The sequence below is a fragment of the Microbulbifer mixtoriginis (SeqCode) genome (assembly GCF_052466865.1).
Genome location: NZ_CP174293.1, coordinates 1,184,015 through 1,210,087, shown reverse-complemented (window position 1 = coordinate 1,210,087; position 26,073 = coordinate 1,184,015). Strand labels below are relative to the sequence as shown.

The following is a 26,073-nucleotide window of genomic DNA, read 5'->3' as shown; positions in this document are numbered from 1 at the left end:
CACCGAGAGGCAATAAACTTTCTAGATCCTGTGGTCGCGAATACTGGATACCAGCATTTTCACAATGCCATAAATTAATAGCAGGATAATTGCCAGACTCGCGAGGTTATAAAGTTTGCGTGGATATTCCGCTTTCTCAGCCAATGACGGCTGGCTGACAACCATTAAGTGCTTCAGCCTTCCGGAGGCCTCCATTCGCGCGGTCTCCAAAGCTTTAAGAGATGCGGCGTAAGCATCGGTGGCAAACTGAAGATTCAATTCCAAATTCTGAAAGTATGCACTCAAGCTGTTGAGGCGCTGTTCTCCCTGAGCGTCTGAGACACCAACAAGGCGCTCCTTTTCTGCAGCTATTTGCCCTTCCAGAGCATTAATTTCAGCTTGCATAGAGACAACCTGAGAGGAATCAGGATTAAGGTAGGTTTTGGCCGCAGTCAGCTTGGCACGCAGCTCAGAAAGTTTGACCTCCAACCCTTGAATAATGCCACTGATGCCTTTGGTCAGCTCTTCTGGGCTGACTACCTTATTGCGGTTTTGAAAATCGAGAATCTCCTGCTTAGAAGCGCGGAGTTTATTCTGTGCCAACTCCAGTTCACTGCGAACAAAAGCCACTTGCTTGTCGGCCAGCTGATTGCTAAGAGCATTTACGAAATCTTCAGATTTCTGGGTAACGGTCTCAACTAACCTACGCGCAAATTCAGGCTCAAAAGCCTGCATTTCGATTGTAATAATGCCCGTCGACTCATCGTAACCAACCGCAATATGTTCGCGGTAGTACTTCAAGTAATCTTCCTGGGTGGCCTCCGAGCCGAGACGTGAGAAGATGTCGTAACGATCGCTCTTGTAGTAATCACTCAATTGTAATGTCTTATCCAGATATACCGCCATATCCAGAGACTGGATATAGTTGACCACTAGGAAGGCATCCTGATTGTCTGCTCCCACCCCAGGTAACAGGAAACCGAGAGAGGATGACATCCCCTGGCTGGAGCCATTGTCTTTTACAATAAGCTGGGTACTACTGACATAGCGATCCGATACAAAGAACAGATAATAGGCGGATACAAGAAGTAGCGGTAGGCCAACACAAAGCAGTAATCCACGCCAGCGCCCCACCCCAGAACGACCTGCTCCAGGTTGCTGCTGCGGTTCATTTGCAGCAAAACCTGTAAACATACCTTTTACAACCTCAGCAGTTCTTTTTAGTGCGCCACTATCGGACTTAGTCTTTTGCTCTGTAACAAGCTGCGTATTTGTTTCCATTGTCTATGCCTTAAGTGCCTGTGCGGCCCTGTTCTGTGGTTGCACCTTGGGCTTGGGAATTCCCTGCTGATAAACTTCTATGGCTTCGTCTACAGTATCGTATATCCGCAGCCCTTCCGGCCCGAGATAGATACCAACCTCGCAATTCTTTTTCAGTTGCGGCATTGCATGGGCCACAATAATAAAATTGGCTGATTTGCGTTTCTCGGCGATCACCTGTTCGCACTTATGTCTGAAGTGCGCATCACCGACTGACATCACCTCATCTACTAAATAACAATCGAAATCCACAGAAATACTCAGGCCAAACGCCAAGCGGGAGCGCATACCGGAAGAGTAAGTCTTGACCGGCGCATTAAAGTAGTCGCCAATCTCAGCAAAGTCCTGAACCCTATCCAGTACCTTCTGCCGGCCCCTTCCCCAAATTCCATGGATTCCACAAATAAACTCGGCATTCTCTCGCCCTGTCATACTGCCCTGGAAACCACTTGCCAACCCCATAGGCCAGGAGATCCGCTCGTTGGTTATGACCCGCCCATAATCTGGGTAGTCAATGCCGCCCATAATCCGCAACAGGGTCGATTTGCCGGCACCATTGCGCCCAAGGATGCCGATATTTTTGCCCTCTGGGAAAACAGCATTCACATCTTTGAACAGCACCTTGCGACCATTCGGCGTGCGAAAAGACTTGGTCAGATTGCGCAACTCAATCATTTACTGCGCACCAAGTCTTGCCACTGACTACGGTAGACCAGCAAGCCAAAACCGAGCATGACCAACGAACTGAAAGTCAGGTATGGCAAGTTGGCAAACATGCCGTGGTAGCTGCTGAACAATCCTTCACGGGTTAGCTCGATCACATGAAGCAAGGGGTTCCAGACGAGATAGGGGTGGTATTGCTCAGGTATCTGCTCGAGAGAGAAGAATACCCCTGACATAAAGTAGAGTGGTCGTTGGATCAATGAACCAAATTTTGACATCTCAGGATATATTGCACCGGTTACGCAGAGCGCCAGACTCATGCCGAAGCAAAAACACAAATAGAGAATGTTCACAATAACCAACAAGAGAAAATTGTTAAATGTCGCAGATATACCAACCCAAGCCAGTACCCCTAGCAGCGCCACCAGACTTACCAAGTAGATTACAAACTCCAGCATCACCCGGCTTACAACCGCATCAAAGGGGCGCAGCTGGCGATAGTTGAACAGCCCGCGGTTAGAGTCCACAGCTGCCATAGACTTACTAAAGCAGTGGGAGAAAAATAGAAACGGAGCGATGCCAGCGAGCATAAACAACATGGTGGGAATTCCGGGATAGAATTCTCGCCCAAGGAAGCTAAAGAGAGCTGCCAGGACCATGATATGCATAGCCGGCTCTAACAACACCCAGGCATAGCCAAGCTTCCATTTCCCGAAGCGGGTTTTCATCTCGCGCACAAGCAGTGCGTAGATTACATCCCGCTGGATCTGCCAGACAGTGCGCGAAGTTGTTGGGCCCATAGCAGCTTTCTTGAATAACTGTGAACCAGTCCCCCTCTCTCAAGCGTGGAACTGAGATAATGATTACAAATCCATTTGGTAGGATTTACTTCAAATAGCCGAGTGATACCTGATAGAACTTCACTCATCTTAAGTATGTGAGCGGCGTAGCTTACACAATTAGATGATGACTCCTTCTGAGTACATCAGCAGCCTTATTGGTCAGCGCGGCATGTTAACGCGACGATTGATCTACGTCACACTAAATTAATTACGCGCCATTACGTGAATCCCATCTGATAACTTACTTTCCTACAAGCCGCAAAACTTACACAGATTAAACACCTGTCTCAATGTGCGTCTGGTGCCTGTCATCAATGGGCAAATAAGTAGCCCACTCCCAATCTTCTTTGTGAGCACTCACTCCACCCTAAAACTTCAATCAACGCACAGTATTATTTTTATGCGAATCGAACTTATTTTATGCACATTCACAGATGTGACACGGGCGAGTTCTTGAGGAGTTACCCTCAAACTTGCAAGGTAACTTTTGCTAAGTTCCGCTCGAAAATTAGTGGGATAGCCTAGCATCGAAGAGTTACTTTGAGCATCCCTAGAAAAATCTAACTTGCACTAGAAGTAAATATGAAAGGGTGCGGACTACTATCTAGGCGGATAGTTAGTGCTCGCTACTTGCTTCAAAGTCATACTGATCTCATATACTTGCAAGTAATCAGTATGAAAAATCTCCTGTCGTTTAACGAGCAAGTTTTACAAGCGAAGCTCATTTTCAAAAATGACTTGGAACTATTGTACGGTTTTAATGAGGTGGGTAGGCCGAGCACCTTGAACTTGGCCATAGTTTGCAGTGAGATGCTAAACACCCGCTAGTTTGCAAAGGCATCTCAGCCTGCTATCAAAATTATGAGTGTACAAACGTACTCATCTAGTAACTTCGGAACATGTATTGAGCATATGAGGCTCAAATCTTATAACTCTTTCGTTCTCTGCTCCTACCTTAACAGCTGGCTCCACTGATACTTACTCCCTCTGAAATCAAACCTTCAGCTTTGAGGTTCTCACTTTTCCCGTACTCCTCCCTCAATTTTGACGCGAACACAGTACGAATCTTCCGAAACTTTGTTTTCTTCTGCCCGACCGCTTAATTATTTTCATAGTTTCGATGCTTAACGACAACAACAGGGGCGGCCGGAGTGGGGCGTAGGCCGTCCCGCGAAGGACCAAAGGCCCGCATCAACCTGCTTGTGCTTGTTAGAGCAAGGGCTGAGAACCTTTGCCAGCTTCGGGGATTGCTTTCTTTTCACTAATAAATGCAACAAATATCATACCAGCAAAAGAAAAGAAACCTGTTAAGCCCCACACCCAAGTTCTCCCTTTGCTTCTTGCAACGAATGACAGCCCTAAAATGAGCAAGAGCGAGCCTAATAGAGCAAGGGCCTGCCTGAAATCTTCTGGAAAAGGGATTTGTTCAATATATCCAAAATCTCTCAATCGACCAGGAATACGACCCGCAAGCTGAAGGCCAAGGCCACCCCAAGATATAAACCACCCAACTTTTTTATTAATCATATATTATCTCTCTACCGCTTCTAGCACCTGCGCCACAGTCTTCGGATGCCTAAACTTGTTATACCTTTCACTAATTCTCTTCGATTGGGTACTGACTAGCACCATGATTACCTATGTTTGGAGCACTATTCTTAAATTCAAACAACGCTTCTTTAGAACCTTTCTCTGTATACAAGCTAACCGTGAATCTATTTGCATATTCACATAAACGAAGATCTATTTCTGTGCCTGCAACAATGCTAATACCTTCAGCTCTAACATCTTGGCTTAAAATATATACGGATGGTTTAGAACAGAGGAAGTCATGACCTGGAGAATTTGCCCACCAACCAAGGAAAAACCCTGTGCTGATCAGCACGGATGAGAACAACGAACCTATCAATATTTTTTTCACAATCTCGTACGATTCAATGTATAACGCCCGGCTTAGGGGCGGATTTGTAGCAGCGAAGCTGCGGAAAAGAAGCCTCCCCCCTTAAAGTAGACGCCACCTTATATTCATCTTATACGGCCATTCTTTCATATTCATCAGGGCTTTTGAACCCAAGTGAACCATGTCTTCTTTTAAAGTTATAGTACCTATCAAGATACCAAGATAAGTTGGTTCTTAGCTCCTCAACGGATTCAAAATTAAATCCTTTGAAACTCTCAGTTTTCAGTGTTTGAAAAAATGATTCTACATACACATTATCATTCATAAATCCTGGACGATTCATGCTCGGCTCAATACCCAGTTCCTTGAGTCGGTTTTGGTATGCATAAGCACCGTACTCAGAACCTCTGTCGCTGTGAAATATTAGATCTGATTCTATATTTCTGCAACGGACAGCTTTATTTAGCGCTGACAGTGTTAGCTCAACAGTTCGAGTGTCCGACAGCTCCCAACCCAACACTTTCCGGGAGTAAAGATCAATAATCACAGCTAAATATTGCCATTGCCCATTGATCTTCAGATAGGTTACATCACCAGCCCATTGAGAGTCTGGTTTAATCGGCATACCATGCTCTCTTTGTAAATTTTCAACCTTAATGCAAGGATTTCCAGGCAAAGGGCGTCGACGATAGATCCTTCCAGCTTTCCCCACGATTCCAGCCTCTCTCATAAGGCGTTCAACGCGCTTGTGATTTATTCGTTCACCATTAGCTTTCAGCTCTGCGCTAATTCTTGGGCTTCCATAATTACCATCATGCTGCGCATAGATAGCTTCGATATACCCAAGAATTCGCCTATTTTCTATGTCTCGAGTGCTCTCATCACGGTTGAGCCACTTATAAAACCCTTGGGGTGAAACATTCAAGTATCTACATAAGTACCTGACACCAAAGTCTGATCGATTAAGAGCTATGAACGAGAATCTTTCAGCTTTGGATCTTTCAGGTACATTTCCCACTTTTTTAGGAAATCATTCTCCTTTTGCAATTTCTCAACCTGCTTTTTTAGTCGTCTTATCTCTTTATCATCAGTTTGAGACTGAGTTTTCGTTGTCTTTGCCATACTTATTCTACGACTGGGCTTCTCGACCAGCTTGCCTTTTCTACTTTCCTGTCGCCATCTATACACCATTACTGGATGCAAACCAATAATGTTGGCGATAGTGGTCGTATCTACTTTCAGTTGATTAGTGAGAGCTACCACTCTAACTTTAAACTCTGTTGAATATTCAACAACCCGCTCTTCACTCAGTATTTTCGGCATTTTTTCCTACCCTATTCAAAAGGTAGGCGTCTACTCAATGGGGGAAGGTTTCGTTGGCTGTCCGGCGCCGATAGGCGCGAAGTTGATGGCCTTGTTAGCAATTTGATAGCACTCAAGCTTCGGAACCTTGCACTAGATATGGTGTTTTAGGGAGCTTAGTACCACACCATGGGCAATACGAAATTAGATTTCCACCAATTGACCCATCCGGAACTTCAACATACCAAACGGACTCCCCCCGAAATGAACGTGTGTATTTAACTATAACTTCGTCACCACCTTCCGCCTCTTCCACTGCATAGAAGAGGCCGATACAACAATAACTTTTTATTTTATCAATTCTTTTCATGCTACCTATTACAAAGGAGCGCCCGTCAACGCGTATTGCTAACGCCCGCAACAGGGGCAGACAATGCTATGCACATTTTGTGCAAAAATGGGAGCAGAGCGACCGCACAAAAAGTGCGTAGGGTTGGCTGTCGCTCTGCTTGCGTTTGTTAGGCATAGATTGCGGAGCACCTCTTAAAACAACCTAAGAAAAAAATAATAAATGATAAAATTGTGGACAGAGGTAGAAGAAGGATAACCGGAACGCCACGTATCTGGCCGGTGAAGTATAAAGTTAACCCAATAGCCAGAACCGCAAGAATGAATAGAATCTGCCCTAGAATTGCCTTCCCGCATATTTGAAAAATAATTTTGTAGTTTACCGACTTTCTATTTATTAAGCCAAGGAAATAGAAAATCGGGATACTCAAAATTGCCATTATAACCACCGGAGAAAAAACAAGAAATCCAAAAACTAAATTCTTAGTGGCTGCAAAATCCATATTGATGCCTAACGCCCGCAACAGGGGCGACCTATGCTATGCACATTTTGTGCGAAACTGGGAGTCACAGCGACTGCACAAAATGTGCATAGCTTTGGGCGTCCCGCGGAGGCCCGTAGCTTACTACTTGCGCTTGTTAGCCATTTCTTGGAGCTGCGCCAGCCCCTGTTTACCGATATCCCCTAGCGAGCGAGTGTTTGAACAAGAACTAATTTCTGGAATCGAACCAGTTTTCCCAAAAACTACATACTTGTATCCTACCACCATGTGAGACGCACATATATCTTCTGAAAACAATGTATTTTTGACTTTTTTTGTATCTGCTACGCCCTTCATTTTCTCTAATATAACTAATTCGTTTGTGACTACGCCATTGTCACCAAGCGTTGATGACTGAACCTGACCGAGATAAACATAGTCAGACTCCAAATATCTCTTCCCAAGAGGAGTATCTACGCAGTAGCAGCCGAACGCTAACTGAGATGTAAACAGCGTTAAAAGTAATATAAAGCTCTTCATTCTAAGACGACCTTATGGTTAACGCCGCAAGCAAAGGCGCGCGTTAGCGCGTCCAGCCCGCAGGGCGATTTTGCCTTGCCTTATTATAACTTTGGTTGCCCAACGAAAACACGATAGAACACCCCCGATGCAGCACCCCAAAGCGTGCCAGCTATTTGAAAAACGAATGGTAAGCCTGTTATTGCCAAGACAAATAATGCCAGCAAGCCACCAATGATACCCACAACTGGCACTGTGAAAATATTACGTTTAATGAGCTGCGGCTGAATGAATAGCCCAGACAACAGCGACAGCAATAGTGCTACTGGAAACCCTAGCGCAACTACAGCAAAAGAGATGTCGCTGGTATCTTTTGGATGAAGCCCATTAATTAAATACCCGGCTAAAACCGCAAGAATACCTCCCGCTAATGGCGCTAAGACTATTGCAATTTCTCGTTTCATATTGAGTTATAACGCCTGGCGCAACGGCGAAGCACATAGTGCTGAGTCCGGCAGCCGATGGTTGCGTATTGCCGCCGCTTGTTAGGCTGCTTAAAACATTTCACTGTAATTATATTTAGCAGCCTCTGAAACATAATTCACTGGGTCATCAAATAGCGTTATTAGCTCTCCTCTCAAACTTTCAATATGTTCGTCCCCAATTATATCGCAGACATGTTCTCTAATTCTTGGATTTTCATTGTTAATATTAGACTTGAGGAGGGTGTTCCTATCTTCTGAGTACTTGTAAACCCTATAAGCGAAAACCCACCCCGAAACCTTATCATCGTTGAACTTAAGTGCAAGCTTCTCTATTTCAGCATTGTCAAGAAAAAAATCACGCTGAGAAATAGCTGCGAATAGGGCTTCCGTCACCTCATCTTTATTATCGCTAAAAACCGCTCTGTGATAATCATCCATAATGAGCCCTAACGTCTCAAACACCGGAATGGTGAAGTTGGCGGCTTTTTTGGAACAAAAAAGGTGACAGCTTTACCATGTCCGCGTGCTTTGATTTGTTAACAGTTGCCAAGCTGAACCTCCCCCGAGCTAAGAACACCAACAATAAACCCATGGTAAGGATCTTGTGCATTCTCAGTTATTGCCCATTGCCAATCTACAACATCGGTATCAGTTGTAAATTTTAATTTTACTCCATTCTCCAGCCCCAACTCTAAACTTGAATCAGAATGTATGAAAACAGAAGTTATCTTTTTACGAAGAGACGCTGTAATTATTGTGCCTTTAGCAATATCATCTTTGTCTATAGCTTCATTAGTTGGATGATACGCAGAAATCATCTCGTTAAGAGCACCCTCATCAGGACAAACAACATTATGTGATATAAGCCAGAAACGACCAAAATAGAGGTCGAATGTATCTCCAAGACTAACTCGAGAATAAAAATTCCCAAGTAGTTTTTCTTCTAAAACCTCTACTATGCTCATAATTCCATTAAGACTGTTAACAGTTAATTCAAAAGAAGCTTCTTTATATCATTCTGCTCTATATTTCTAAGTCCCATTTCCTTCGAAGATAAAAAAACTCAGTAAATCAATAAGCTATCTGCACTTGGCGCAAATGTACAAAAAAAGATATAAAGCAGCGTCTTTATAATTCTGTATTTTCTCTGCTTTATATCACTTTTGGAACCCTTTAAGTATCAATGGGTTACAGAGTTTCACCTAGAAATAGGAGCAGCTGCTGCTGATCTTTGTTATAAAATGCTCAGCTGTACATTTTTCGACCGCCCGTAACACAAACAAAGGCCTTAATCCTATAACTCGACTTTTTGTGCTACCCATCCACCAACGCCCGCCAAACAACCCCATCATCCGACAGCCGCTTGCGCACCAGATACCCCAAACCGCCAAGGGTAATCACCGCCTCAGAGCTGTAAGCCCCTACTTCGCTCACCAGCAGACTCAACTCGATACGCGGTACCCGCACACGCTCATCATCTTCGAACTCGTCGATCTCTTGATCTTTAATCACACGGCAATCTACAGACTCAGCCCCGCTACCGTCTGTATAGGTAGCGGGCTTGCCCCATTTACGAAACGCGCGCTCTGCGGCTCGTTGGTCCAGATCCATGCTTCACCTAGGCCTTCACGGTTCCCCGCACGCCGGTAAATTTGCCCGCTAGGCTGGTAACGCCATCGCCAGCGGCCTCTGCGGCAAAGGCGGGGGGCCAGTGATATCGCCGGTTGCGGCTGTTGCAGCACTATCGTCAAAGGCTGCTGCAGAGATATCCCAGGTGAGGGTCTCCCCCTGACTGATCTCTGCGGCGGATACCTTGGGCACGGTGAATACACCATCAATAGCAATTACACCGGACTCACCAACGGCGATATCGTCCATCGCCACACCCAGCACCGCACCTACTGCTAGCACTTGGCCGGAGGAAATAGCGGCGCTGGTGCTGTTGGTGTAATCCAGCATGCGCCCGTCTTGTACAAAATTAGTAACCATTGTCTTTCTCTCGATTGGGTTAGAACTGTTGCAATAAAAAAAGCCGCACATTGCGGCCTCGTTCGGATTATTTAAGTTTTGACTCGGTTTGAGCTGGGTATTAGGTCTTGGGCGTTTTCACCATGCCTTTTGCATCCCAGGCTTTCGCAGTGGTATCCAGGCGGACTTTGAATTCCACCCCGTCGATATTCCAGCCGTTTTGCTGCTCCAGTACTGGGGCTTGCTGGCCATCCAGGTAAAGCACTTCGATGGTGTCATGCGCTACCGGGTCGGCATTGAGGTACCAACCATTATGCCCGCTGAGGCGACCATCGGAGATCACGCTGGCAATATTGCGCACACTGTTGGGTACAGTGTTGGATTTCTCAGCAGCTCCAACTTCAAACTCTGACTCCAACGTAACCTTTGTAGCACCCTCGTCGGCAATATCACACAGCAGGAATTTTGGGCGGATATTTAGGAAAGCGGTACCGTCCTTCTGTTTACCCATCAGTACCCGCGCGGCATCGATGCTGGCTGTATTGATACCTGCCTTAGTAGCTAGGTTGCCATGGTCGGTATTGATAATCGCTTGGCGAGTAATGGAGAAGAGTTCCCCGTAAGGGGCCAACGCGGCAGTTTCGGCGCGCTCTCCAATACTCACGTATTTTAATTCTGCCCCGGGTGCCACTTGGCGCAGTGAGGGGAAGGTGCCAAGATCCGTGCGAGAAGCTATCTTGAAATCGCTTAAGTTTCCAGTGGCGATAAACTGCGGAAACACCTTTGCCGCTTCAGAGTACCCCTTCAGCATCGATTTATTAGCAATATTGCCGAGGACCGTCGCGAAGTCACCAGAGCTATGGATAAACGCTGCGGCCACCACACCCATTTTATCCAGGCCCGCCAGGTTCTGTCCGTGGGCGTGCATCAACATACGGGCAATTTCCAGCATGGTATAGCCGGCCATACTATTGCCTTCAGCGCATTTCTCACCAAAGGCACGCATGACAATGGCATTCGCAGCGTCTGCCTTGATGCGCTTAATCCCCTCACCTTCCTGCACCACTACGCTGTAGCTTTGCACTGGGGTTGGGGTCTGGTTGCCCAGGGCAGTGAGCAACTGGTCTATGGCTTTTTCAGCGGTGCAGTCCATATCATCCAAGCAGGATTGCATCACGGCGCTGTGCGCCTCGAAGCCCTTAAAAACGGCTTTGATAGTGTCTTTGCGTTTTTTCTCATCCGCTGCAAATTGCGCTCTGGCATCGGCGGCAATCTGCGCTTTCATTTCTGGGGTAACCTCTGTCGCGGCGGTTGCGGCTGGCGTGGTGGACGTAGTTTTCGGCATGGCTTGCGCCTCCTGGCTATGGGTTTGGTTTGGATTACCTGCAACCGCAGACGGGAATCTAAATTCAGAGGGCCCCTGCATAACCAATGCACTAATGGCTTGAGGGGTATTTTTGAACTGGTTTAAGTGATCAGCATTGAAGCTTGCGGCCATTTCCATTGCTGCGGTAGTGTCGGTAGCGAAGTCTGTGTAACGCCTTAAAATGCTTTGGCGAGGACTTTGACTCCATCCCAGTGCACAAAGCGAAGCTAGCGGATCTGCGCAAGTGGTGGGAATACCTTACCTTTCATCAGCAGCATGCTCGCCGCTCAGAATTTAATAAATTTTTTAATTTCTTAATGGCTGAAGGGTTGTGCAAACTGGAAAGCAACCCGTTTACCACAGCCGACGATCGACCATGCCTGCTGGAAAAGGAAAGCCCACCAAGAAACGTCAACGACTCACCCTAGAGTCTTACTGGATCATCTATGAAAAGGCCGGTGAGATGGGCTATGAGGCTCTGCAAATAGCTATGGGTATCAGTATGCTCACCACTATGCGCCGCGCTGATATTTGCGAGCTGAACTTTGAGAAACACCTTCAAGGTGATCATCTACGAAAAACGATTAATAAATCTGAAGCGCAAAGGGGTAGCCTCGCCGCCAGCCATTTGAGTTTTAATTTAAAAACCCACCAACAACTTGACAAACTTATTAGTCGCGCCAGAGAATTCAGCCCAAGAAATTACCGCTGCCACTACATACTGAGTCATATACCTATGCAACGGCGAACGGGAAAAATTAAAGAGCATGTTTGCCAAGTAATACCCGACCGGTTAAGTGATATGCTTACCGAAGCCCGCAACGCTACCGGGCTCTATATCGGCTTCCCCAAAAACCAAACGCCACCCAGCTTCCATGAAGTGCGCAGCCTGGCCTCAGACCGGTTTAAGCGAGTGTGATTCGACGTGCAGTCATTGCAGCAATTGATGGCACATACTGATGCGCGGGTTACTCAGTCTTATTAAGCGCGACACGGTATTGATTATGAGGAGATTAGTATCTATTTGGATAGGCAAGTAATAGGAAGGGAGTTTTAATAGGAGAAATTTTTAACACTAAGATAAATACTAGTCCAGCACCTAGACTAGTTAGAATTATAATAAATTTACTAAAGCTCTATTCTGCCCAAAGTTTCAATATTATTACTGGGCTCTAAGTAGCATATCTTCTTTGATCGGTTCAGCTTGTAATAGCCAAGATTTTTCATGACTCTTCATGAGGCCTCTTAGGTAAACAATACACCGTTCAGAAGGGAAAATTTGAACCCAATTCGCTTACTCATTATTCAACAAGCCAATTTCGTGGGCAATCTCCACGATTGGTTGGTACATTGAGTTATCGGCTTTGATAAACTCTTTACGAGGAAATGCGGCAAGTAGTTTTGGATCACGCATATTCAAAATCGCCTGTTGTACCTTGTCTGTGAATCCATCACCCCAGGTATCATCGACATCTCCACGAATTGTCCAGTTGTAATCTGGATATCCCGGAGTTTTCCAGATCACTTGTACTTTACTCTCATCCACTTTGCCAGCTTTCTTTTCATTCTCCCACACTTTGTGATTCAGGGCTCCAACCTGATATTTCCCAGACTGCACAAGATCCAAGGTATTGGAATGGTGGTCACCAAAACCAACGTGGCTAAACACATCGGCTGGAGACTTACCAAATGCCTTTCGGATAAAATATTCCGGCATTAGTCGTCCAGAAGTAGAGTGTTCTGAACCGAAAGTAAACGTCATACCCTCTATACCATGGGGAAAGTCTTCTGACGGTTTGAGTCCGGTGCTTTTATTGGCAATAAAGTAGGAAGTAAAATTTTGATCTTCTTCACCTTGAGCAATGGCTTTGGCGCCAGGATCCGCAATACGAGCCTGCACCCCAGTAAAACCACCGAACCAAGCCAATTGAACTTTATTATTTTTAAAAGCTTCGACCGTATCGCTATAAGACTCTACTGGTAAGTACTTAACCTCAACCCCTAGCGTATCAGATAAATACTGTGCAACTTTGCCAAAACGTTTCTGTAAGCGTACCGGATCCTGATCCGGGATGGCAGTAAAAACAAACGGCTTTATATTTTCTTGGGAAAATATGAGGGATATGCCGAATAGCATTATGAGACTGAGAATAGACACGGTTAAACGTTTTAACATTCTATTGGTCCTCTACAGATCCACAATTCGAAACTTATAGACTAAAAGTAAGGGAGTAAATATAAGTGTTATATATAGGTCAGAAAATGTAACCAAATTGTATGGTGTTATTTAGGTTTATCAAGAGCGAGATATATTTTCACCATTATAAGTATTATCTAAAATGTTAATATAAAGGCGGCGGGGAATACTTTGACGGAGGTATACGGAGGCGAAAACCTGCACCACTTTGCGCAGATCCCCTTTCCTCCGTTGATTACCCTGCTGTAATCTAAGCTACCACAGGGGTTTAGCCGGGTTATTTTAAGAACAGCTAACCGTTATAGAAGCGATCGACGATAACGCCCCACTAACGCACAGCCAACCCCGCATGCTTGATGCTTGATGCTTGATGCTTGATAATGTGAGCGAAACAACCTCACATAAAATGTACAATGTTGATCGCCGGCCTACAGCATTTGCATGGCATGTCACCATGGACAACCATTACAGCCCATGGCGTAATTAGTATTGAAGTTTTCTAACTCTTTAAGTCTCTGAATTGTCCTTTCTGACAAACATATATTCATTCGAATTGCCTGCCCATCACTATAAAAATTGCAATCGGAATCTCTAAACTTGACCCAAGTTCTCTGTGTACTTACAAGTCTTTTCTTATGGGTTTTATTCTCTAAGCCATCTAAATATTGCATTAGCTGAGAATATTCTTTATTAAGAAATTTATCACTTTCATTATAAACCTCTGAAAAACAAACCTCAATTTCTGGATAGCTTGTAAATCCTCCGCATTTCGCAAATTCCGACATTAAATTCTCAGATTGTTCACCAGCATAAATTATTGGCACATAAAATATAAATATGCTAAAAAAACCTTCAGAAATCGGTGCATCTTATTTTCTCCTTGAATGCCCGGCGCACAGAACAAAAGCCTAAATCGCAGTTTTTTAACACGCAATATTGAATAAATTGGATACATATTGAAACGACCGAAGACATAGGTCTTGCACATCGTTCTGATAAGTCTTACCCATCTTCAACTTTCTCCAAGATTATACATATCTCTAAAGAAAATTAAGTCTTTAACAAAAGGAAGATCAGGTGATTTTTTCTCAAGCTCGTCAAATACCGCGCGTACTTTTTCATAACGCCACTTAAATTCATCCACAATCCAAAGCTCATCTTCACTCTCATAGGAGAGCGTATGCTGATGATTTTCTGCCAATCTCATAAATGCTATATATGATACGACAAACTCTTCATGCTCCGATCCACGATTGATTACATACTCGTCAGCATAGTGCAGAGATTGCCCATCATTAAGTCCCATGTGCTTCTTTGAATAGTCATAGTGAGACTCTAGATCTTTAATAATGCCAATATAAAAATTAGACTTTAAAATAGAGTTCACAAAACCTAACCTCAATAGTTAACACTTTGCTAAACGATAGCCGTAACGAATTTCAGCAACTTGTTATATGCCTACCGCCGTGCCACCAATAGTACACCTGCTATTATAAGTAGCGCGCCACACACCCTTGAAATTGACAATTCTATCTTGGGATACCCAAGCCATCCGTTATGATCTAGCACTAGAGACGCTATAACTTGGCCACAAACAATAGAGATTGCCAAAACTAGCGCTCCCAGCTTTGGAGCCAAAAATACAGACATTGCAATATTGAATGCTCCGAAAGCGCCACCAAGCCAAGCCCACCATGGTATGGAAGTAATTGACTCTTTAGTAAACCAGCTTTCACTTTGAAAAAGTGAGATAGATCCTAGTATGAGCGTGCCTATCAAGAAAGAGATAAATACCGCTTGGATGGGAGTATGGAGAGCTACACGAAGCTGTGAATTCACCCCCGCTTGTGATGCAAGAGAAGCTCCAACAATCAGAGCAAAAACCAGTAAGGTATACGTACTTAAACTATTCAACTTACAATACTCTTTACTACTTATCGCACTAAGCGCTAAGCGCTTATCGTAGGAGCGGAAACTCGTCCAACGATTTTGGGGACCAGGCCTGTAGGGCCGTACTGCCGGTACTTATTATATGCTCTTACTATCATTTAGACTCATTGCTGCTTTTACTAAGATTCTCTCTACTTCCTTGTTTCTACACTCGAAGTATCGATGAACATCAAGGGCAACTAATGCAGGGGCATTTTCTTTAATAGCATCGAGAATAGCAGCCCGTTGTTCTGAGTTTGCGCTTTCTAGCTTGGCAATATTTTTTATAGTAGCAGCAATAGTTCCTTTTCTTACTCTTACCCCTTTAATAGTTTTGTAATCCTCATCATCCTTGAGTAAATCTTGTGCCTTAACTGGTCTTTCATCCATACAGTTCGACTCCTTCATCGCGAAATACTCGCAACACATAACGTCGCCAGCAGGGGTTGGAGCAAGCAGTGCGGAAGTCCCTCTGGCTTGCCTTATTAAACATTGCTTTTCAGTTTTTGAACATACTTGTACGAAGTTTTGGTGAAACCAATACTTCCATAAAACTGTTGAGTCGACTCACGTTTGAGCGATGTTGTTACTTCAAGTGTACTACAACCTTTTGCGGCAGCATTATCTCGCGCGAAATCAATTAGTCTTGTACCCACACCATACCCCCTGACATCTGAATCCACGACAATGGCTGTAATTCGGCAAAACCTTTCAGCTGAAGGAAAATAGTCAAAGTAGATGACAGACATAACGCTTACGACAGATTTGTCTAAAATTCCAACAACCGTTTCATAGCTATCGCAAATGGGATTTGATATCAGCGATTCAATTGCCTGAATGGATGGCTCATATCCTAGCTGTTGCAGCAAGCTCACAACGACTTGAATATCATTTTTCTCAACTTTTCTTATTTCGAAATTAGCCATAACTTTGAGCGATGTTTAACAACCAGCTTTGGGGCAACCAGAAGGCAGTGTAGGCTGTCCAGGCCATGTGGAGCATGGCGACAACAGCGTTTTTTATGTGTTTTTGGCATGTCGCCTAATCAGAACCTTATTGAGTATCATTGCTGATAGCACTAGGGCGAATGACAAGGCTATGCCACATGTAACCCAGAACGCTACGTATTGAAACCCGTGATTATTAGCATACAAATCTGGCGACGGATTCCTAGCCAGTTCCTCCATTATTTTGGAAGCATATATTTCGCCAAGAAAATGAATACTAACAGTTCCCAGAACAATATATATCGCAACACAGATTCCCCTAATCCTCTTACTCATTGTTGCCTCGGATTACACACAACATTGCGAGAAGGGGCGGCACGTATGCGGCGTCCACTGCCTTACCTTGTATGGTTGTTCTTGCCCTCTAAAAATCTTCCGAATCAGAATCTAGTCTGACCTGCAACTCTTCCATCGTACTAAACTTTTCTGTTCTAGGATAAGGAGCTTCCTCCTCCTTACCAGACCAAGTTAGATGAACTATATAGAATGCACTCTGGTCAGTTAAGAGTATATCGTCTTGGTCTTCACGCTTTGCGAGAGCTTGAAGCTCAATCCCATACAAGCAATGATCTTTCGAGAGTTCCTTAAACAACTCTCGCTGTAAAGCCTTGCTATGACTTTCAACGTATTCATTTATATCTGACCAAGGTTCCTTGTACATCACTACCTCTCAAGAGGCATAACGCCGCCAGCAACGGCCGCAATGTAGGGGGGAAGGTTCCGTAAGCCGTCCCGCCCCGATAGAGACGAACAAGGTGCGCTTTTTAAGCATGATGTGGCCCAAGCATGATGATTGCCATCCCAATTAGGCAGAATATAACACCGACAAAGTCCGTGACCACTGGTCGAGTTGATTCTACTGCCCAAAGCCAAAGTAGCGCGACTGAAACATAGACGCCACCATATGCTGCATATGTACGGCCTGCAGCTTGTGGATGTAAGGTAAGCAACCAAACGAACAATGCCAAGCTTAATGCAGCAGGAACGAGCATCCAAATAGAATAACCTTGACGCAACCGAAGGTATGGGAGATAACAGCCCACAATTTCCGCTATGGCAGTAGCTATAAAAAGAAATAATACCTTTAATATTTCCATAGTTCTTTATGAATGCTTAACGCCTCAAGAAGGGGGCTAGTTACGGCGTCCCGCTTCCTTAATTTGTTAGTACCTTTGACGAATTTAGGGAGCCAAATAATTAGTGATAGTAATACTTTGAATATCAATTAAACCTGAGGAACCATCATAATCACGGATATTATCATTCAACTCTCCAAGTTGATCAGTAAACTCATTCACCAGCGGGTAGTAGTCCCTTGATAAAACAGTTTCTTTATTTGGCCCAGAGAAAAGAATTGCTTCTACATTTGTTAAGACGTTACCGCTAACGAGATTATCAAATGTGCTCTTAGTAAATTTTCCATGATAGCTCATAGTTAACTGTAAGTACCCATCTACATTCGTGAGTTCATACGAAAGGTCGCGCCCTCTAAGAGTGCAGCACCAGCCTATAATATCTCCATAGCTCCAGGTAAAGAAGTAATCTGTCTGATCGCAATCTTCATAGCCGCTTGGACAATCCATATTATAAAATAGGGCAAAGTCCTGCCCCATAATATCACCAGCTCCATCGGTAGCCACCACAACTTTTACTCCTATATAGAGAGCGTCTTCTCGCGATACGTTCTGTGAAAATCGTACAACAACTTCAAAAGAAGGAGGATCAATTGAAAGTATTTCGGAGGAGGTAAAGCTTTCTATTTCAGCGGGCATCTCTACTGGATCAGAACTATCTCCGCCGCTGCCACCGCTGCATGCGAGCAGAAGGCCCGCAAAAGAAGCTAGAGAGATCAAATGTAGAATTTTTTTTAGTATATATAACATCTAAGTTTAGGCTAATTTATTTTTGGTATCACTACTAACGCCGTGTTAACTGGCCCAGTGTAGCGAAACCAGCGTGTGGTAACGTGAGCGAAAGCGAGCCACATGCTGGTAGAACGTAGCTGGATCCACGTTCAACACTTAGCTAGAAACATCATATGCCGCTTTCTGGCTTTAATCTCTGCTTATCACTTTCAGCTTTCTGTTGCCACTTAGGCAGATACTTAGATTTCAATTTTTCAATTTCACTTGCTTTGTTTTTTGCCCAATTTAAACCAGTCTCGTTAGGCACAACTTCAGCCGTGCTATTGTACCAGCTATCAATCTGTTGTTGAGATACGTCTCCACTTGCAGGATTTAAACTAAACCTAGCCTTCCATACTCCCATTCTGGGCGACACCAAAACATAGTATGTTTTATTTTCCAAAAGATTCGCTTCAAGAAAATCTGCATTTTCTCCAATTACCATAAACATATGCTTGCCCGGTTCCGCTTGGTAGGCAACTCTTGTTTGCGCTGATACTGTACCTAGATAATTAGAGTCATTATAAATCGTCGACTGAATTGCTCCGCCATAATTGGAAGGCCTCATGAAATGAACCAACGCCTTACCGTCTTCAGGTTTTGTTACAACGGATTCCGGTGTAACTCTTGTCATATGATTGCTTTGGGTTGCACAGCCTGAAAAAAACAAAACCCCAAGAAATACAATTATCAACCTATTAAACATCTATCTTTCCTCTTTCTGTGAATGAAAATTTTTTCTAACCGCTTATTAAAGAGTCAGGGGCTCACTATCCTTTTGGCTACTATTTCTGGGATGGAGGCTTCAAGCTCCACAAAAAAGCCTTTATTTACAGCAGGCTATAAACCACTGTCTAAATAGCAACCAGGGATAGTGAGCCACTGACTCAAGTCGTCCGACTCAACTTCCCGTTCTTAATCACACTTTACCCATAATTCAACCAATAAGTTAGGGAGCACCTTTCTGTAGATGTAAGCCATGGCTCTATAATTCGGGCCCTCGCACCGGCGACACGCTTTCTCCACTGTCCAGCTTTTCTCTCGAAAGAACTTATCCAGAAACTAAAGCTACAAGCTTTCTTCTTCCTACCTTTACACGAACACGAAATAGTTCAGGGTGAGCCTCTGCCAACTCTATCCATGAACCTGCTGATTCTGGTTTTCTTTGAAGCTGTCCCCCCACCCCCTCTTCGCTTCTATTCGTGCCTTTATGATATGCAAGGACTTGTATTAACGACAAAACCTCTCCCAACCGTGCAAGCTCTAAATAAAATAATTTTTTGCCACTCATACCATCTTCCTTAATGCGCAAAAAATTAATTCAATAGAAACTTCGTTATGCGTAAGTATTTTCGCTGCTATAGAACACCTTGAGCCCCCTTAAAAAATCAACTGAATAGCACCTCTACCAGTGAATGGGTGAGTGAAGACACTGTTGATTCTAATTAACCCAGGCAAAGAGCTTGATGTTGCACATGAGAAGAAATCAATATTTGTCCAGGCAAGCGAGTGACTAAAAGGGATTTTTTGTGAAAAGGTAAAATTTCAGACGAAAAAAAAGGGCCTAAAGGCCCTTTTTTCTTTCTTGTGAGTTTTGTCCGGTTTTTATTCACCGGATAAGAGGTCATTACCCTCTTCTCACAACCCCTTGATAGGCAAGGGAAATTTGGTGGAGCTAAGCGGGATCGAACCGCTGACCTCAACACTGCCAGTGTTGCGCTCTCCCAGCTGAGCTATAGCCCCAAATCCTTTTTGCTTAACGTTTCCGTTGAAAGCGAGGCGCATTTTAGCAAGGTTTAGACGCCTGTCAACAGAAAAAATAACTTTTTAATCAATTAGTTAGCAACTTAGCCGGCACAGCCCCCTAGCGGGGGCTGTGGGGTACTTAGGGGAGTGAGGCGTACTCTTTCTCCCAACGTTTGAGGACTTTTTTCCCGGCGCCGCCCAGAGCATCGATGGCCTGGCGCAGGCGGGCGCGGCTAAGGTCTGGGCCCAGTAGTACCATGGCATCCATCACAGAGAAGGAGGCGGTGGTGCCACTGATGGCGACAAACAGGGGCGCGTTGAAGTCCTTAAGCTTAATCTCCATGGATGTGGATAGAGTCTTCACTGCCTGGAAAATACTGTCGCGGTCCCAGGCACGCAGGGCTTCCAGACGCCACAGGGCGAATTGCAGCAATTTCTTCTGCTCATCCAGCTCCAACTTATTGCCACTGAAGCTCTCCTCGGTGAGCGGCAGCTTACCGGAGGCAAGGAAGCTCACCAGCGGTGCGAAATCGCCGAAAGTCTCCATACGCTCTTTGGCATGGGGCAGTACCTTAAGCAGGTTCTCGCGGTTAAACATCCAGTCTATAAGGCGGTCGGCAAGCTGCTCATTTTCCAACTCGCGAATCCACAGGCCGTTCAGCCAGGACAGTTTCTCTACATCGAACACCGGGCCGCCCAGGGAAACGCGGTGGATATCGAAATGTTCGAGCATTTCCTCCAGAGAAAACTTCTCGCGCTCATCCGGCATGGACCAGCCCATACGGCCCAGATAGTTGAGCAGCGCTTCGGGCATAAATCCGGCACGCTGGTAATAAAGAATAGAAGTCGGATTTTTGCGCTTGGACAGTTTGGTTTTATCCGGGTTGCGCAGCAGCGGCAGGTGGCAGAGCACCGGCATTTCCCAACCGAAGTATTCATATAGCAACTGGTGCTTGGGTGCGGAGTTAATCCATTCCTCACCGCGCAGCACATGGGTGATCTCCATCAGGTGATCATCCACCACGTTGGCCAGGTGGTAAGTGGGCATGCCATCGGACTTGAGCAGAATCTGCGCATCGACCTGGGCCCAGTCGATCTCAATAGTACCGCGCAGCAGATCTTCCACTACACAGGTACCGCTTTCCGGTACGTTCATGCGCACTACATAGGGGGCTCCGGCGGCGCGACGCTTCTCTACTTCCTCTTCCGACAGCGCCAGGTCACTGGGCTTCAGTGAGGTGCGGCCGGCTTCGCGCAGTTCTTCGCGCAGCTGCTCCAGCTCTTCGGCGGTGCGGTAACAGTGGAAGGCATGGCCTTTCTGCACCAGTTCATCGCAGTAAGTTTTGTAGATATCACCGCGCTCACTCTGCCGATAGGGGCCGTGGGGACCGCCTACGTCTGGACCTTCCTGCCAGTCCAATCCGAGCCAACGCAGGCTATCGAGAATCGCCTGCTCGGATTCCGGGGTGCTGCGCTGCTGGTCAGTATCTTCGATACGCAACACAAACTGGCCGCCCTGGGCGCGGGCAAAACACTGATTAAACAGGGCAATATAGGCGGTACCAACGTGGGGATCACCGGTTGGAGACGGTGCGATTCGGGTTCTTACGGTCATGACAAACCTGATTGAAGATAAATAAAGGACTCTAAAGGCGCGGGATTATAGCGCTGGCCGCGCGTCGGGCACAGATACAAGCTGGTCGCTAATAAGATCTTTTAGGCGCCATAAATCGAAAATTACCCGCAAATGACGTGACTTGAATCACAAAAAAAGTATGATCCCCGCCATAAAGATGGAATAGCTTGACTAACGCATTACCCCTGACATGTGCAGGATCTTCGCGAGCAGCTTTTCACAGAACGATAACCAACGGCTCAGGAAGATACGCCATGCACAAAAATGTAGTTCGTTCACTGGCCTCTGCTCTCGCAGCAGGCATGCTTTTCAGCGCTTCGGCCGCCACCGTGGCAGCCACCAATAGTGCCAGTAGTGATATCACCCTTACCTTTAACCCAAGCATTGTAATTGCCGATGTCGGCGATATCACAATTACCAACCCTGCCCTGGATACCGATGCCGTTGCCAGCGATGACTTTTGTATCGGCGGTTTTGGCTTTCCCACCTTTAGCATTACCTTTGAAAGCAATGATGGCAATAACGATACGGCTTTCAGCCTCTCCGGCAACGGCCTAGACGTTCCCTACAGCGTCGGCTTCGACAACAGCACTAACGGTTCCTTTACTGTGGTTAATGAGGGTGAGCCACTAACTGGACTAGATCGTAACGCCGCTTCTTGCAGTGGTTCCGACAATGCCAGATTCCAAATCACTGTTGCCAATAGCGCTTGGCAGACCAATGATGTGCTGGATGGCACCAGCTACACCGATACGCTGCTGATCACTGTAGCCTCAGAATAATTTTGTGGCGTGGCTGGATAGGATTTCCAGCCAAACCCATCGCAGTTTATGGCAGGACGTCTTAACCAATGGCATGCGCTGGCATTTTGTCTGGCGCAGGCCATTCACGCCGATTGCTTTGCAGCAACAGCAGCCACTTTTCTGCTGGAGACCTCTGCACCGGAAGGGTTTGATTCACTGACCGAACCACAGCAGTTATTGGCAGACCTCTACTATGGCGGCCGCCAAATAGGCGCAGCGCCAATTACTGTTAACCCCACCCATATCCAATTCGACGAGCCAGAGCAATTGCTCCCTCTTCTACCTAAATTATTAGATAGAGAGACCGTAATAGCGGCGCTGGCCGAGCCTTTGCCCAGAAATTCACAGTATCTCTGTCGTTCAAGCTGGCAGCGAAAGTGTGGCTATCTAGTGCCTGAGCAGGTGGCGGTCATTTACGATGAAAACCGCTATCGGCTCGATTTATTTTTCTCCGCAAAGTTACTACCACAAGAAGCCGCCATCAGCGCCCCCTATCTCCCGGCCTCCACCAGTGAATTTTCCATTGTTCAAAACCTCAGTGGCGCCTGGAGTGGTGTGGAGAGTAATCTCGGTAAAAACAGTCATAACGCCACTTTGAATGGCAACACCATTATCAGCTTTGGCGAGAGCGCCCTACACGCCCAGTGGTCGGCTGCCACTGCGCAGCACAATCAGATTAGCGCCTTACACTGGTCCAGGGATTATCGTGGAAAAGCCTATTCGATTGGCTTACTACAACCCCAAGGGGGCTGGCACTATTTCGGTAACCACAGCAGCCTGTATGGGTTAGAGATGCGCAGCTCCCAGCTCAGCCGTACAGACATTAAATATCGGCAGGGCAGCCCACTGGAAATTAATATGCCGGTACGCGGGCGTGTGGAAATTTACCGGGATCAGCGGCTGATCCACACAGAAATGCTGGAGGCCGGTAACCGGTTGCTAAATACCAGCACCCTGCCGTATGGTTCCTACGAAATTGAGGTACGTACTTTTGATGAAATGGGGCGCTCGCTGCACAGCCACTCAGAGTTCTTTACCAAAGACTCCCTGCTACCGGCCCCAGGGGAATGGTCCTGGAATTTTTATACCGGGCAACCCGCGCACAATTACAGTAACTATCAGACGCTACCCGAGCGCTACGAGGATGTGCTGGCTCAGGGATCTATAGCTCGACGCTTAAGTGGCAATCTGGGGTTCTTTGCCTCGGCAGCCTCAACCCGTGAGCAACAACTTTACGAGATTGGCGCCCGCTGGATAGGTGGCTTCTTCGAAGTTTCGCCGAGCATAGTGACTAACAAGGATGGGCGCAGTGGTCACAGGGTTCAGGCGCTGTTGAAAACCCCATTCGCCACACTGAGTGCTATTGATACCAGGCTGGATGACGCTGCCGATTTTGATCAAACCAAGGGTCTGCAACTGCTACCACTAGGTTACTCGCAGCGCAGCCTGGCTCTACAGAGCAATCTACTGGGAGGGCAACTCTCTCTGCGCTTGCGTGAGCGAGACAGTGGGTATCGCTTGTTGCCCGGAGAGCAAGTCGATAAATTAGATAATGCGAGTAAGCTCACCAGCCTCTCCTTCAAACGCAATTTCTTACAAAGTGCTAAGTGGCTGGGCAGTGCCACTTTCTCACACCATAAGGCCGACGGGCAGCAGTATACCGGCCTGGAGATAGAACTCCGACGCCGCGCCAAACACTGGCAGCACAGCGCCAATCTACACAGTGAGCGCAGTAATCACAGCGATCGCGAACAGCGCTTGCTCCTGGAGAGTCGCTGGCACGATAGGGACCTATGGGCAGCGGAATTTGAGCAACAAATCACTGCAGAAAAAAGCACGCATGGCCGTTATCTTGAGAGCAGCAGCCATCTCGCCGGCCACTTCGGATATTTAAACAGCACTCTCAGCTTTAATAACGTTAACCATAGCAAGGCTTTCAATTATCTGGGTGGCTTCAGTACCAACCTAATTGTTGCAGAAAATACTTTCGCCTGGGGTGGTGAACGCGCACTGGAAAGTGCTGTAGTTATTGAAATCGATGGCAGCGACCAACAGAATTTTGAAGTATTAGTTGATGGCAACCGGCGCGGCTATGCCAAAGGCGGTGATAGGTCTGTAATCAACTTGCCGGCATTTCAGAGTTATGACCTGTCCCTGCGCCCATTGGATAATGGTTTCTTTGATTACCGCGAACAAAGTAAAACCTTCACCCTATATCCCGGCAATGTTAGTTCCACAACTTATCAGATAGAGCAACAGCTGCTTATTTTGGGGCGTCTAACCGATATGGGTGAGGGGTTACCTAACACCCGATTATTTATCGGTGAACACAGTACCACCACCGATCGGTACGGCGTTTTCCAATTAGGTATAAATACCAACAAGAAGAGCCTGCTCACTCAAGTATTAACTTGGGATCACTGTCAGGTTCCCATAAATATTCTGTCTTCTGGGGATAGCTGGTTGAATCTAGGCAGCATTGAACAATCCAAGGCCAACTGCCATATCGAAACTACTGCGGGGTTAACCAGTGCGCAGCATTAAACACTTAATTGGAAAACTCCTTTGGCTGGGTGTTCTTTTTTTACATTGTCATAATCCGGCCAAGGCACAAAGCTGCTCCAGCAATGACAGCTTGCGCACCTGTAATCTGGGCGACACACACACCCTAAATTACCAGTCCAGTAGCCAAGAAGTTCCCTTCACCTTGCGCAGTCGCAGCGCATTCAGTGGCCGCGCCCTAGCTTACTACGTGGAGCTCACTCCTTTAAGTGGTAGTACTTACTCTCTAACTGCCGACAATGGCGACACTTTGGATATCTCCTTTACATTAAACCCCAGCAATAGTGATGCACAGCTACTCACACTGAACAATCTCGTTGGCCCCTTTAACGGTAGTAGCAATGATGTCAACGCCTCCTTAACCTTGGACATTGACGATTCGAAAACGCCCTCCTCCAATCGCTACAGTGGTAGTTTTCAAATAACCCTGGAGCAGTACTTCCTTATTTTCCTGGTTGATAGCGAAACAGTAGAATTTGATATTGTTTTGCAGGTAGAGCCCCGTATTGCAATTCGTAACCTGGGGGATATTAATCTCAGTAACTCGGGTATTTCCTTCGGCCAGGCGATTGAAGGACAGGAAGATTTCTGTATTGGCGGCATTGGGTTTGACCGTTATACCGTAAATCTATCTAGCAGCAATGGAAGCACAGGTGGAACTGGGAATCAGCCTTTTTCCCTTAAAGGTGTTAATGAAAATATTACCTATTCCGTTGGCTTTAGTAATACTTTAAACAACAACACGTTCAACAGCCCTAATAGTCAGGGTGATATCGCGGGGTCATTTACTAGACAGTCAGATGAAGCTTGTACTATTGATAACGCCAGAGTATATATCTCAGTTGCTCCCTCAGATTGGGAACAGGCCGGGGAACCTGTATATACTGATGTACTGACAATTACGGTTAGTAGCCAATAATAACTTTTACAACTTCTTATTGACCGCCAGCTTTGTAAAACAACTTTAGTATTAATTAAAATAATTACGCCAACCAAAAAAACTCCATTAGCTGGCGCTAATCCTTCAAAACTCTTATACACCTCCCTCATTAGCGTTTCTATGGGAATCGCTCTGCTAACACCCATCTCAAATTCCATGGGCGCCGCATAAAAAC

Annotated in this window: 30 protein-coding genes and 1 tRNA gene; 4 read left to right on the top strand and 27 right to left on the bottom strand. The window is 45.8% G+C overall.

Annotation, left to right across the window (positions count from 1 at the left end; all coding sequences use genetic code 11):
- Positions 1-21: 21 nt before the first annotated feature.
- The 14 genes from ACJJJA_RS05555 to ACJJJA_RS05490 all read right to left on the bottom strand — a co-directional run bounded on the left by ACJJJA_RS05555 (position 22) and on the right by ACJJJA_RS05490 (position 11,306).
- The gene (locus ACJJJA_RS05555; RefSeq protein ID WP_444903954.1) at positions 22-1,260 is read right to left on the bottom strand and encodes a KpsE/RkpR family capsule polysaccharide export protein; all 1,239 of its coding nucleotides are present in this window, start codon (positions 1,258-1,260) and stop codon (positions 22-24) included.
- A gap of 3 nt (positions 1,261-1,263) precedes the next feature.
- On the bottom strand, positions 1,264-1,974 hold the full coding sequence (locus tag ACJJJA_RS05550; RefSeq protein WP_444903953.1) for an ABC transporter ATP-binding protein: 711 nt from the start codon (positions 1,972-1,974) through the stop codon (positions 1,264-1,266).
- Positions 1,971-2,762, bottom strand: a complete 792-nt coding sequence (locus ACJJJA_RS05545; RefSeq protein ID WP_444903952.1) for an ABC transporter permease — start codon at positions 2,760-2,762, stop codon at positions 1,971-1,973. The genes ACJJJA_RS05550 and ACJJJA_RS05545 overlap by 4 nt, the downstream gene beginning before the upstream one ends.
- Positions 2,763-4,013: 1,251 nt before the next feature.
- Positions 4,014-4,331 carry a hypothetical protein gene (locus ACJJJA_RS05540; protein WP_444903951.1) on the bottom strand — a complete coding sequence of 106 codons (318 nt, stop codon included), beginning with the start codon at positions 4,329-4,331 and terminating at the stop codon, positions 4,014-4,016.
- Between the two features lie 70 nt (positions 4,332-4,401).
- Positions 4,402-4,725 (bottom strand): hypothetical protein, encoded by a 324-nt coding sequence (locus ACJJJA_RS05535; RefSeq protein WP_444903950.1) that lies wholly within the window; start codon positions 4,723-4,725, stop codon positions 4,402-4,404.
- Between the two features lie 109 nt (positions 4,726-4,834).
- The gene (locus ACJJJA_RS05530; RefSeq protein WP_444903949.1) at positions 4,835-5,722 is read right to left on the bottom strand and encodes an IS3 family transposase; all 888 of its coding nucleotides are present in this window, start codon (positions 5,720-5,722) and stop codon (positions 4,835-4,837) included.
- Positions 5,674-6,027 carry a transposase gene (locus ACJJJA_RS05525; protein WP_444903948.1) on the bottom strand — a complete coding sequence of 118 codons (354 nt, stop codon included), beginning with the start codon at positions 6,025-6,027 and terminating at the stop codon, positions 5,674-5,676. Before ACJJJA_RS05525 ends, ACJJJA_RS05530 begins: the two co-directional genes overlap by 49 nt.
- A 953-nt stretch (positions 6,028-6,980) precedes the next feature.
- Positions 6,981-7,286, bottom strand: coding sequence for a hypothetical protein (locus ACJJJA_RS05520; RefSeq protein WP_444903947.1), 306 nt, complete (start codon positions 7,284-7,286; stop codon positions 6,981-6,983).
- Between the two features lie 173 nt (positions 7,287-7,459).
- Complete coding sequence (locus ACJJJA_RS05515) at positions 7,460-7,819, bottom strand: hypothetical protein (RefSeq protein WP_252085003.1); 360 nt, start codon at positions 7,817-7,819, stop codon at positions 7,460-7,462.
- Between the two features lie 90 nt (positions 7,820-7,909).
- Positions 7,910-8,278 carry a hypothetical protein gene (locus ACJJJA_RS05510; protein WP_252085004.1) on the bottom strand — a complete coding sequence of 123 codons (369 nt, stop codon included), beginning with the start codon at positions 8,276-8,278 and terminating at the stop codon, positions 7,910-7,912.
- Positions 8,279-8,376: 98 nt separating this feature from the next.
- A complete protein-coding gene (locus tag ACJJJA_RS05505) occupies positions 8,377-8,805 on the bottom strand; it encodes a hypothetical protein (protein ID WP_444903084.1) in 429 nt (142 codons plus the stop codon).
- 349 nt (positions 8,806-9,154) lie between these two features.
- Positions 9,155-9,451, bottom strand: a complete 297-nt coding sequence (locus tag ACJJJA_RS05500; protein ID WP_444903946.1) for a head-tail joining protein — start codon at positions 9,449-9,451, stop codon at positions 9,155-9,157.
- Between the two features lie 48 nt (positions 9,452-9,499).
- Positions 9,500-9,829 carry a capsid cement protein gene (locus ACJJJA_RS05495; protein WP_444903945.1) on the bottom strand — a complete coding sequence of 110 codons (330 nt, stop codon included), beginning with the start codon at positions 9,827-9,829 and terminating at the stop codon, positions 9,500-9,502.
- Positions 9,830-9,929: 100 nt separating this feature from the next.
- Positions 9,930-11,306 (bottom strand): phage major capsid protein, encoded by a 1,377-nt coding sequence (locus ACJJJA_RS05490; RefSeq protein WP_444925255.1) that lies wholly within the window; start codon positions 11,304-11,306, stop codon positions 9,930-9,932.
- A gap of 199 nt (positions 11,307-11,505) precedes the next feature.
- Between ACJJJA_RS05490 and ACJJJA_RS05485 the strand changes: the two genes are divergently transcribed.
- Positions 11,506-12,093 carry a site-specific integrase gene (locus ACJJJA_RS05485; RefSeq protein ID WP_444903943.1) on the top strand — a complete coding sequence of 196 codons (588 nt, stop codon included), beginning with the start codon at positions 11,506-11,508 and terminating at the stop codon, positions 12,091-12,093.
- Positions 12,094-12,468: 375 nt separating this feature from the next.
- Here ACJJJA_RS05485 and ACJJJA_RS05480 read toward each other — a convergent pair whose 3' ends face one another.
- The 13 genes from ACJJJA_RS05480 to gltX form a co-directional block, all read right to left on the bottom strand.
- Entirely contained in the window at positions 12,469-13,350 is an 882-nt protein-coding gene (locus ACJJJA_RS05480; RefSeq protein WP_444903942.1) for a putative selenate ABC transporter substrate-binding protein, read from the bottom strand.
- A gap of 470 nt (positions 13,351-13,820) precedes the next feature.
- Positions 13,821-14,156, bottom strand: coding sequence for a lysozyme inhibitor LprI family protein (locus ACJJJA_RS05475; protein ID WP_444903941.1), 336 nt, complete (start codon positions 14,154-14,156; stop codon positions 13,821-13,823).
- A 227-nt stretch (positions 14,157-14,383) separates the two neighbouring features.
- Entirely contained in the window at positions 14,384-14,758 is a 375-nt protein-coding gene (locus ACJJJA_RS05470) for a hypothetical protein (protein ID WP_444903940.1), read from the bottom strand.
- A gap of 71 nt (positions 14,759-14,829) precedes the next feature.
- Positions 14,830-15,285 carry a DMT family transporter gene (locus tag ACJJJA_RS05465; RefSeq protein WP_444903939.1) on the bottom strand — a complete coding sequence of 152 codons (456 nt, stop codon included), beginning with the start codon at positions 15,283-15,285 and terminating at the stop codon, positions 14,830-14,832.
- Between the two features lie 114 nt (positions 15,286-15,399).
- Positions 15,400-15,690, bottom strand: coding sequence for a hypothetical protein (locus ACJJJA_RS05460; protein WP_252084718.1), 291 nt, complete (start codon positions 15,688-15,690; stop codon positions 15,400-15,402).
- Positions 15,691-15,785: 95 nt separating this feature from the next.
- Complete coding sequence (locus ACJJJA_RS05455; protein WP_444903938.1) at positions 15,786-16,226, bottom strand: GNAT family N-acetyltransferase; 441 nt, start codon at positions 16,224-16,226, stop codon at positions 15,786-15,788.
- 445 nt (positions 16,227-16,671) lie between these two features.
- Positions 16,672-16,968 carry a hypothetical protein gene (locus ACJJJA_RS05450; RefSeq protein ID WP_252084716.1) on the bottom strand — a complete coding sequence of 99 codons (297 nt, stop codon included), beginning with the start codon at positions 16,966-16,968 and terminating at the stop codon, positions 16,672-16,674.
- Positions 16,969-17,071: 103 nt separating this feature from the next.
- On the bottom strand, positions 17,072-17,404 hold the full coding sequence (locus ACJJJA_RS05445; RefSeq protein ID WP_444903937.1) for a YnfA family protein: 333 nt from the start codon (positions 17,402-17,404) through the stop codon (positions 17,072-17,074).
- An 84-nt stretch (positions 17,405-17,488) separates the two neighbouring features.
- Positions 17,489-18,190 (bottom strand): hypothetical protein, encoded by a 702-nt coding sequence (locus tag ACJJJA_RS05440; RefSeq protein WP_444903936.1) that lies wholly within the window; start codon positions 18,188-18,190, stop codon positions 17,489-17,491.
- Positions 18,191-18,341: 151 nt separating this feature from the next.
- On the bottom strand, positions 18,342-18,917 hold the full coding sequence (locus ACJJJA_RS05435) for a hypothetical protein (protein ID WP_444891189.1): 576 nt from the start codon (positions 18,915-18,917) through the stop codon (positions 18,342-18,344).
- Positions 18,918-19,262: 345 nt separating this feature from the next.
- Entirely contained in the window at positions 19,263-19,502 is a 240-nt protein-coding gene (locus ACJJJA_RS05430) for a hypothetical protein (RefSeq protein WP_444903935.1), read from the bottom strand.
- Between the two features lie 376 nt (positions 19,503-19,878).
- A tRNA-Ala gene (locus tag ACJJJA_RS05425) sits at positions 19,879-19,954 on the bottom strand.
- A 142-nt stretch (positions 19,955-20,096) separates the two neighbouring features.
- Positions 20,097-21,572, bottom strand: coding sequence for a glutamate--tRNA ligase (gene gltX, locus ACJJJA_RS05420; protein WP_444903934.1), 1,476 nt, complete (start codon positions 21,570-21,572; stop codon positions 20,097-20,099).
- 275 nt (positions 21,573-21,847) lie between these two features.
- Between gltX and ACJJJA_RS05415 the strand changes: the two genes are divergently transcribed.
- From ACJJJA_RS05415 to ACJJJA_RS05405, 3 genes are read left to right on the top strand one after another with little or no spacing between them, the layout of a single operon-like run.
- Positions 21,848-22,375: a hypothetical protein gene (locus tag ACJJJA_RS05415; protein WP_444888099.1), complete on the top strand. Its 528-nt coding sequence runs from the start codon at positions 21,848-21,850 to the stop codon at positions 22,373-22,375.
- 48 nt (positions 22,376-22,423) lie between these two features.
- Positions 22,424-24,940, top strand: a complete 2,517-nt coding sequence (locus ACJJJA_RS05410; protein WP_444903933.1) for a TcfC E-set like domain-containing protein — start codon at positions 22,424-22,426, stop codon at positions 24,938-24,940.
- Positions 24,927-25,877 (top strand): hypothetical protein, encoded by a 951-nt coding sequence (locus ACJJJA_RS05405; protein ID WP_444903932.1) that lies wholly within the window; start codon positions 24,927-24,929, stop codon positions 25,875-25,877. Before ACJJJA_RS05410 ends, ACJJJA_RS05405 begins: the two co-directional genes overlap by 14 nt.
- Positions 25,878-26,073 lie beyond the last annotated feature (196 nt).

Excerpts from the sequence above, each read along its gene's own strand:
- ACJJJA_RS05490 (WP_444925255.1), bottom strand. The coding sequence starts at position 11,306 with ATGGCCGCAAGCTTCAATGCTGATCACTTAAACCAGTTCAAAAATACC.
- ACJJJA_RS05455 (WP_444903938.1), bottom strand. The coding sequence starts at position 16,226 with ATGGCTAATTTCGAAATAAGAAAAGTTGAGAAAAATGATATTCAAGTC.
- ACJJJA_RS05505 (WP_444903084.1), bottom strand. The coding sequence starts at position 8,805 with ATGAGCATAGTAGAGGTTTTAGAAGAAAAACTACTTGGGAATTTTTAT.
- ACJJJA_RS05430 (WP_444903935.1), bottom strand. The coding sequence starts at position 19,502 with ATGAGTGGCAAAAAATTATTTTATTTAGAGCTTGCACGGTTGGGAGAG.
- ACJJJA_RS05540 (WP_444903951.1), bottom strand. The coding sequence starts at position 4,331 with ATGATTAATAAAAAAGTTGGGTGGTTTATATCTTGGGGTGGCCTTGGC.
- ACJJJA_RS05410 (WP_444903933.1), top strand. The coding sequence starts at position 22,424 with ATGGCAGGACGTCTTAACCAATGGCATGCGCTGGCATTTTGTCTGGCG.
- ACJJJA_RS05550 (WP_444903953.1), bottom strand. The coding sequence starts at position 1,974 with ATGATTGAGTTGCGCAATCTGACCAAGTCTTTTCGCACGCCGAATGGT.
- ACJJJA_RS05435 (WP_444891189.1), bottom strand. The coding sequence starts at position 18,917 with ATGTTTAATAGGTTGATAATTGTATTTCTTGGGGTTTTGTTTTTTTCA.
- ACJJJA_RS05480 (WP_444903942.1), bottom strand. The coding sequence starts at position 13,350 with ATGTTAAAACGTTTAACCGTGTCTATTCTCAGTCTCATAATGCTATTC.
- ACJJJA_RS05445 (WP_444903937.1), bottom strand. The coding sequence starts at position 17,404 with ATGGAAATATTAAAGGTATTATTTCTTTTTATAGCTACTGCCATAGCG.
- ACJJJA_RS05545 (WP_444903952.1), bottom strand. The coding sequence starts at position 2,762 with ATGGGCCCAACAACTTCGCGCACTGTCTGGCAGATCCAGCGGGATGTA.
- ACJJJA_RS05515 (WP_252085003.1), bottom strand. The coding sequence starts at position 7,819 with ATGAAACGAGAAATTGCAATAGTCTTAGCGCCATTAGCGGGAGGTATT.
- ACJJJA_RS05555 (WP_444903954.1), bottom strand. The coding sequence starts at position 1,260 with ATGGAAACAAATACGCAGCTTGTTACAGAGCAAAAGACTAAGTCCGAT.
- ACJJJA_RS05415 (WP_444888099.1), top strand. The coding sequence starts at position 21,848 with ATGCACAAAAATGTAGTTCGTTCACTGGCCTCTGCTCTCGCAGCAGGC.
- ACJJJA_RS05525 (WP_444903948.1), bottom strand. The coding sequence starts at position 6,027 with ATGCCGAAAATACTGAGTGAAGAGCGGGTTGTTGAATATTCAACAGAG.
- ACJJJA_RS05500 (WP_444903946.1), bottom strand. The coding sequence starts at position 9,451 with ATGGATCTGGACCAACGAGCCGCAGAGCGCGCGTTTCGTAAATGGGGC.
- ACJJJA_RS05440 (WP_444903936.1), bottom strand. The coding sequence starts at position 18,190 with ATGTTATATATACTAAAAAAAATTCTACATTTGATCTCTCTAGCTTCT.
- ACJJJA_RS05450 (WP_252084716.1), bottom strand. The coding sequence starts at position 16,968 with ATGTACAAGGAACCTTGGTCAGATATAAATGAATACGTTGAAAGTCAT.
- ACJJJA_RS05475 (WP_444903941.1), bottom strand. The coding sequence starts at position 14,156 with ATGTCGGAATTTGCGAAATGCGGAGGATTTACAAGCTATCCAGAAATT.
- gltX (WP_444903934.1), bottom strand. The coding sequence starts at position 21,572 with ATGACCGTAAGAACCCGAATCGCACCGTCTCCAACCGGTGATCCCCAC.
- ACJJJA_RS05460 (WP_252084718.1), bottom strand. The coding sequence starts at position 15,690 with ATGGATGAAAGACCAGTTAAGGCACAAGATTTACTCAAGGATGATGAG.
- ACJJJA_RS05510 (WP_252085004.1), bottom strand. The coding sequence starts at position 8,278 with ATGGATGATTATCACAGAGCGGTTTTTAGCGATAATAAAGATGAGGTG.
- ACJJJA_RS05495 (WP_444903945.1), bottom strand. The coding sequence starts at position 9,829 with ATGGTTACTAATTTTGTACAAGACGGGCGCATGCTGGATTACACCAAC.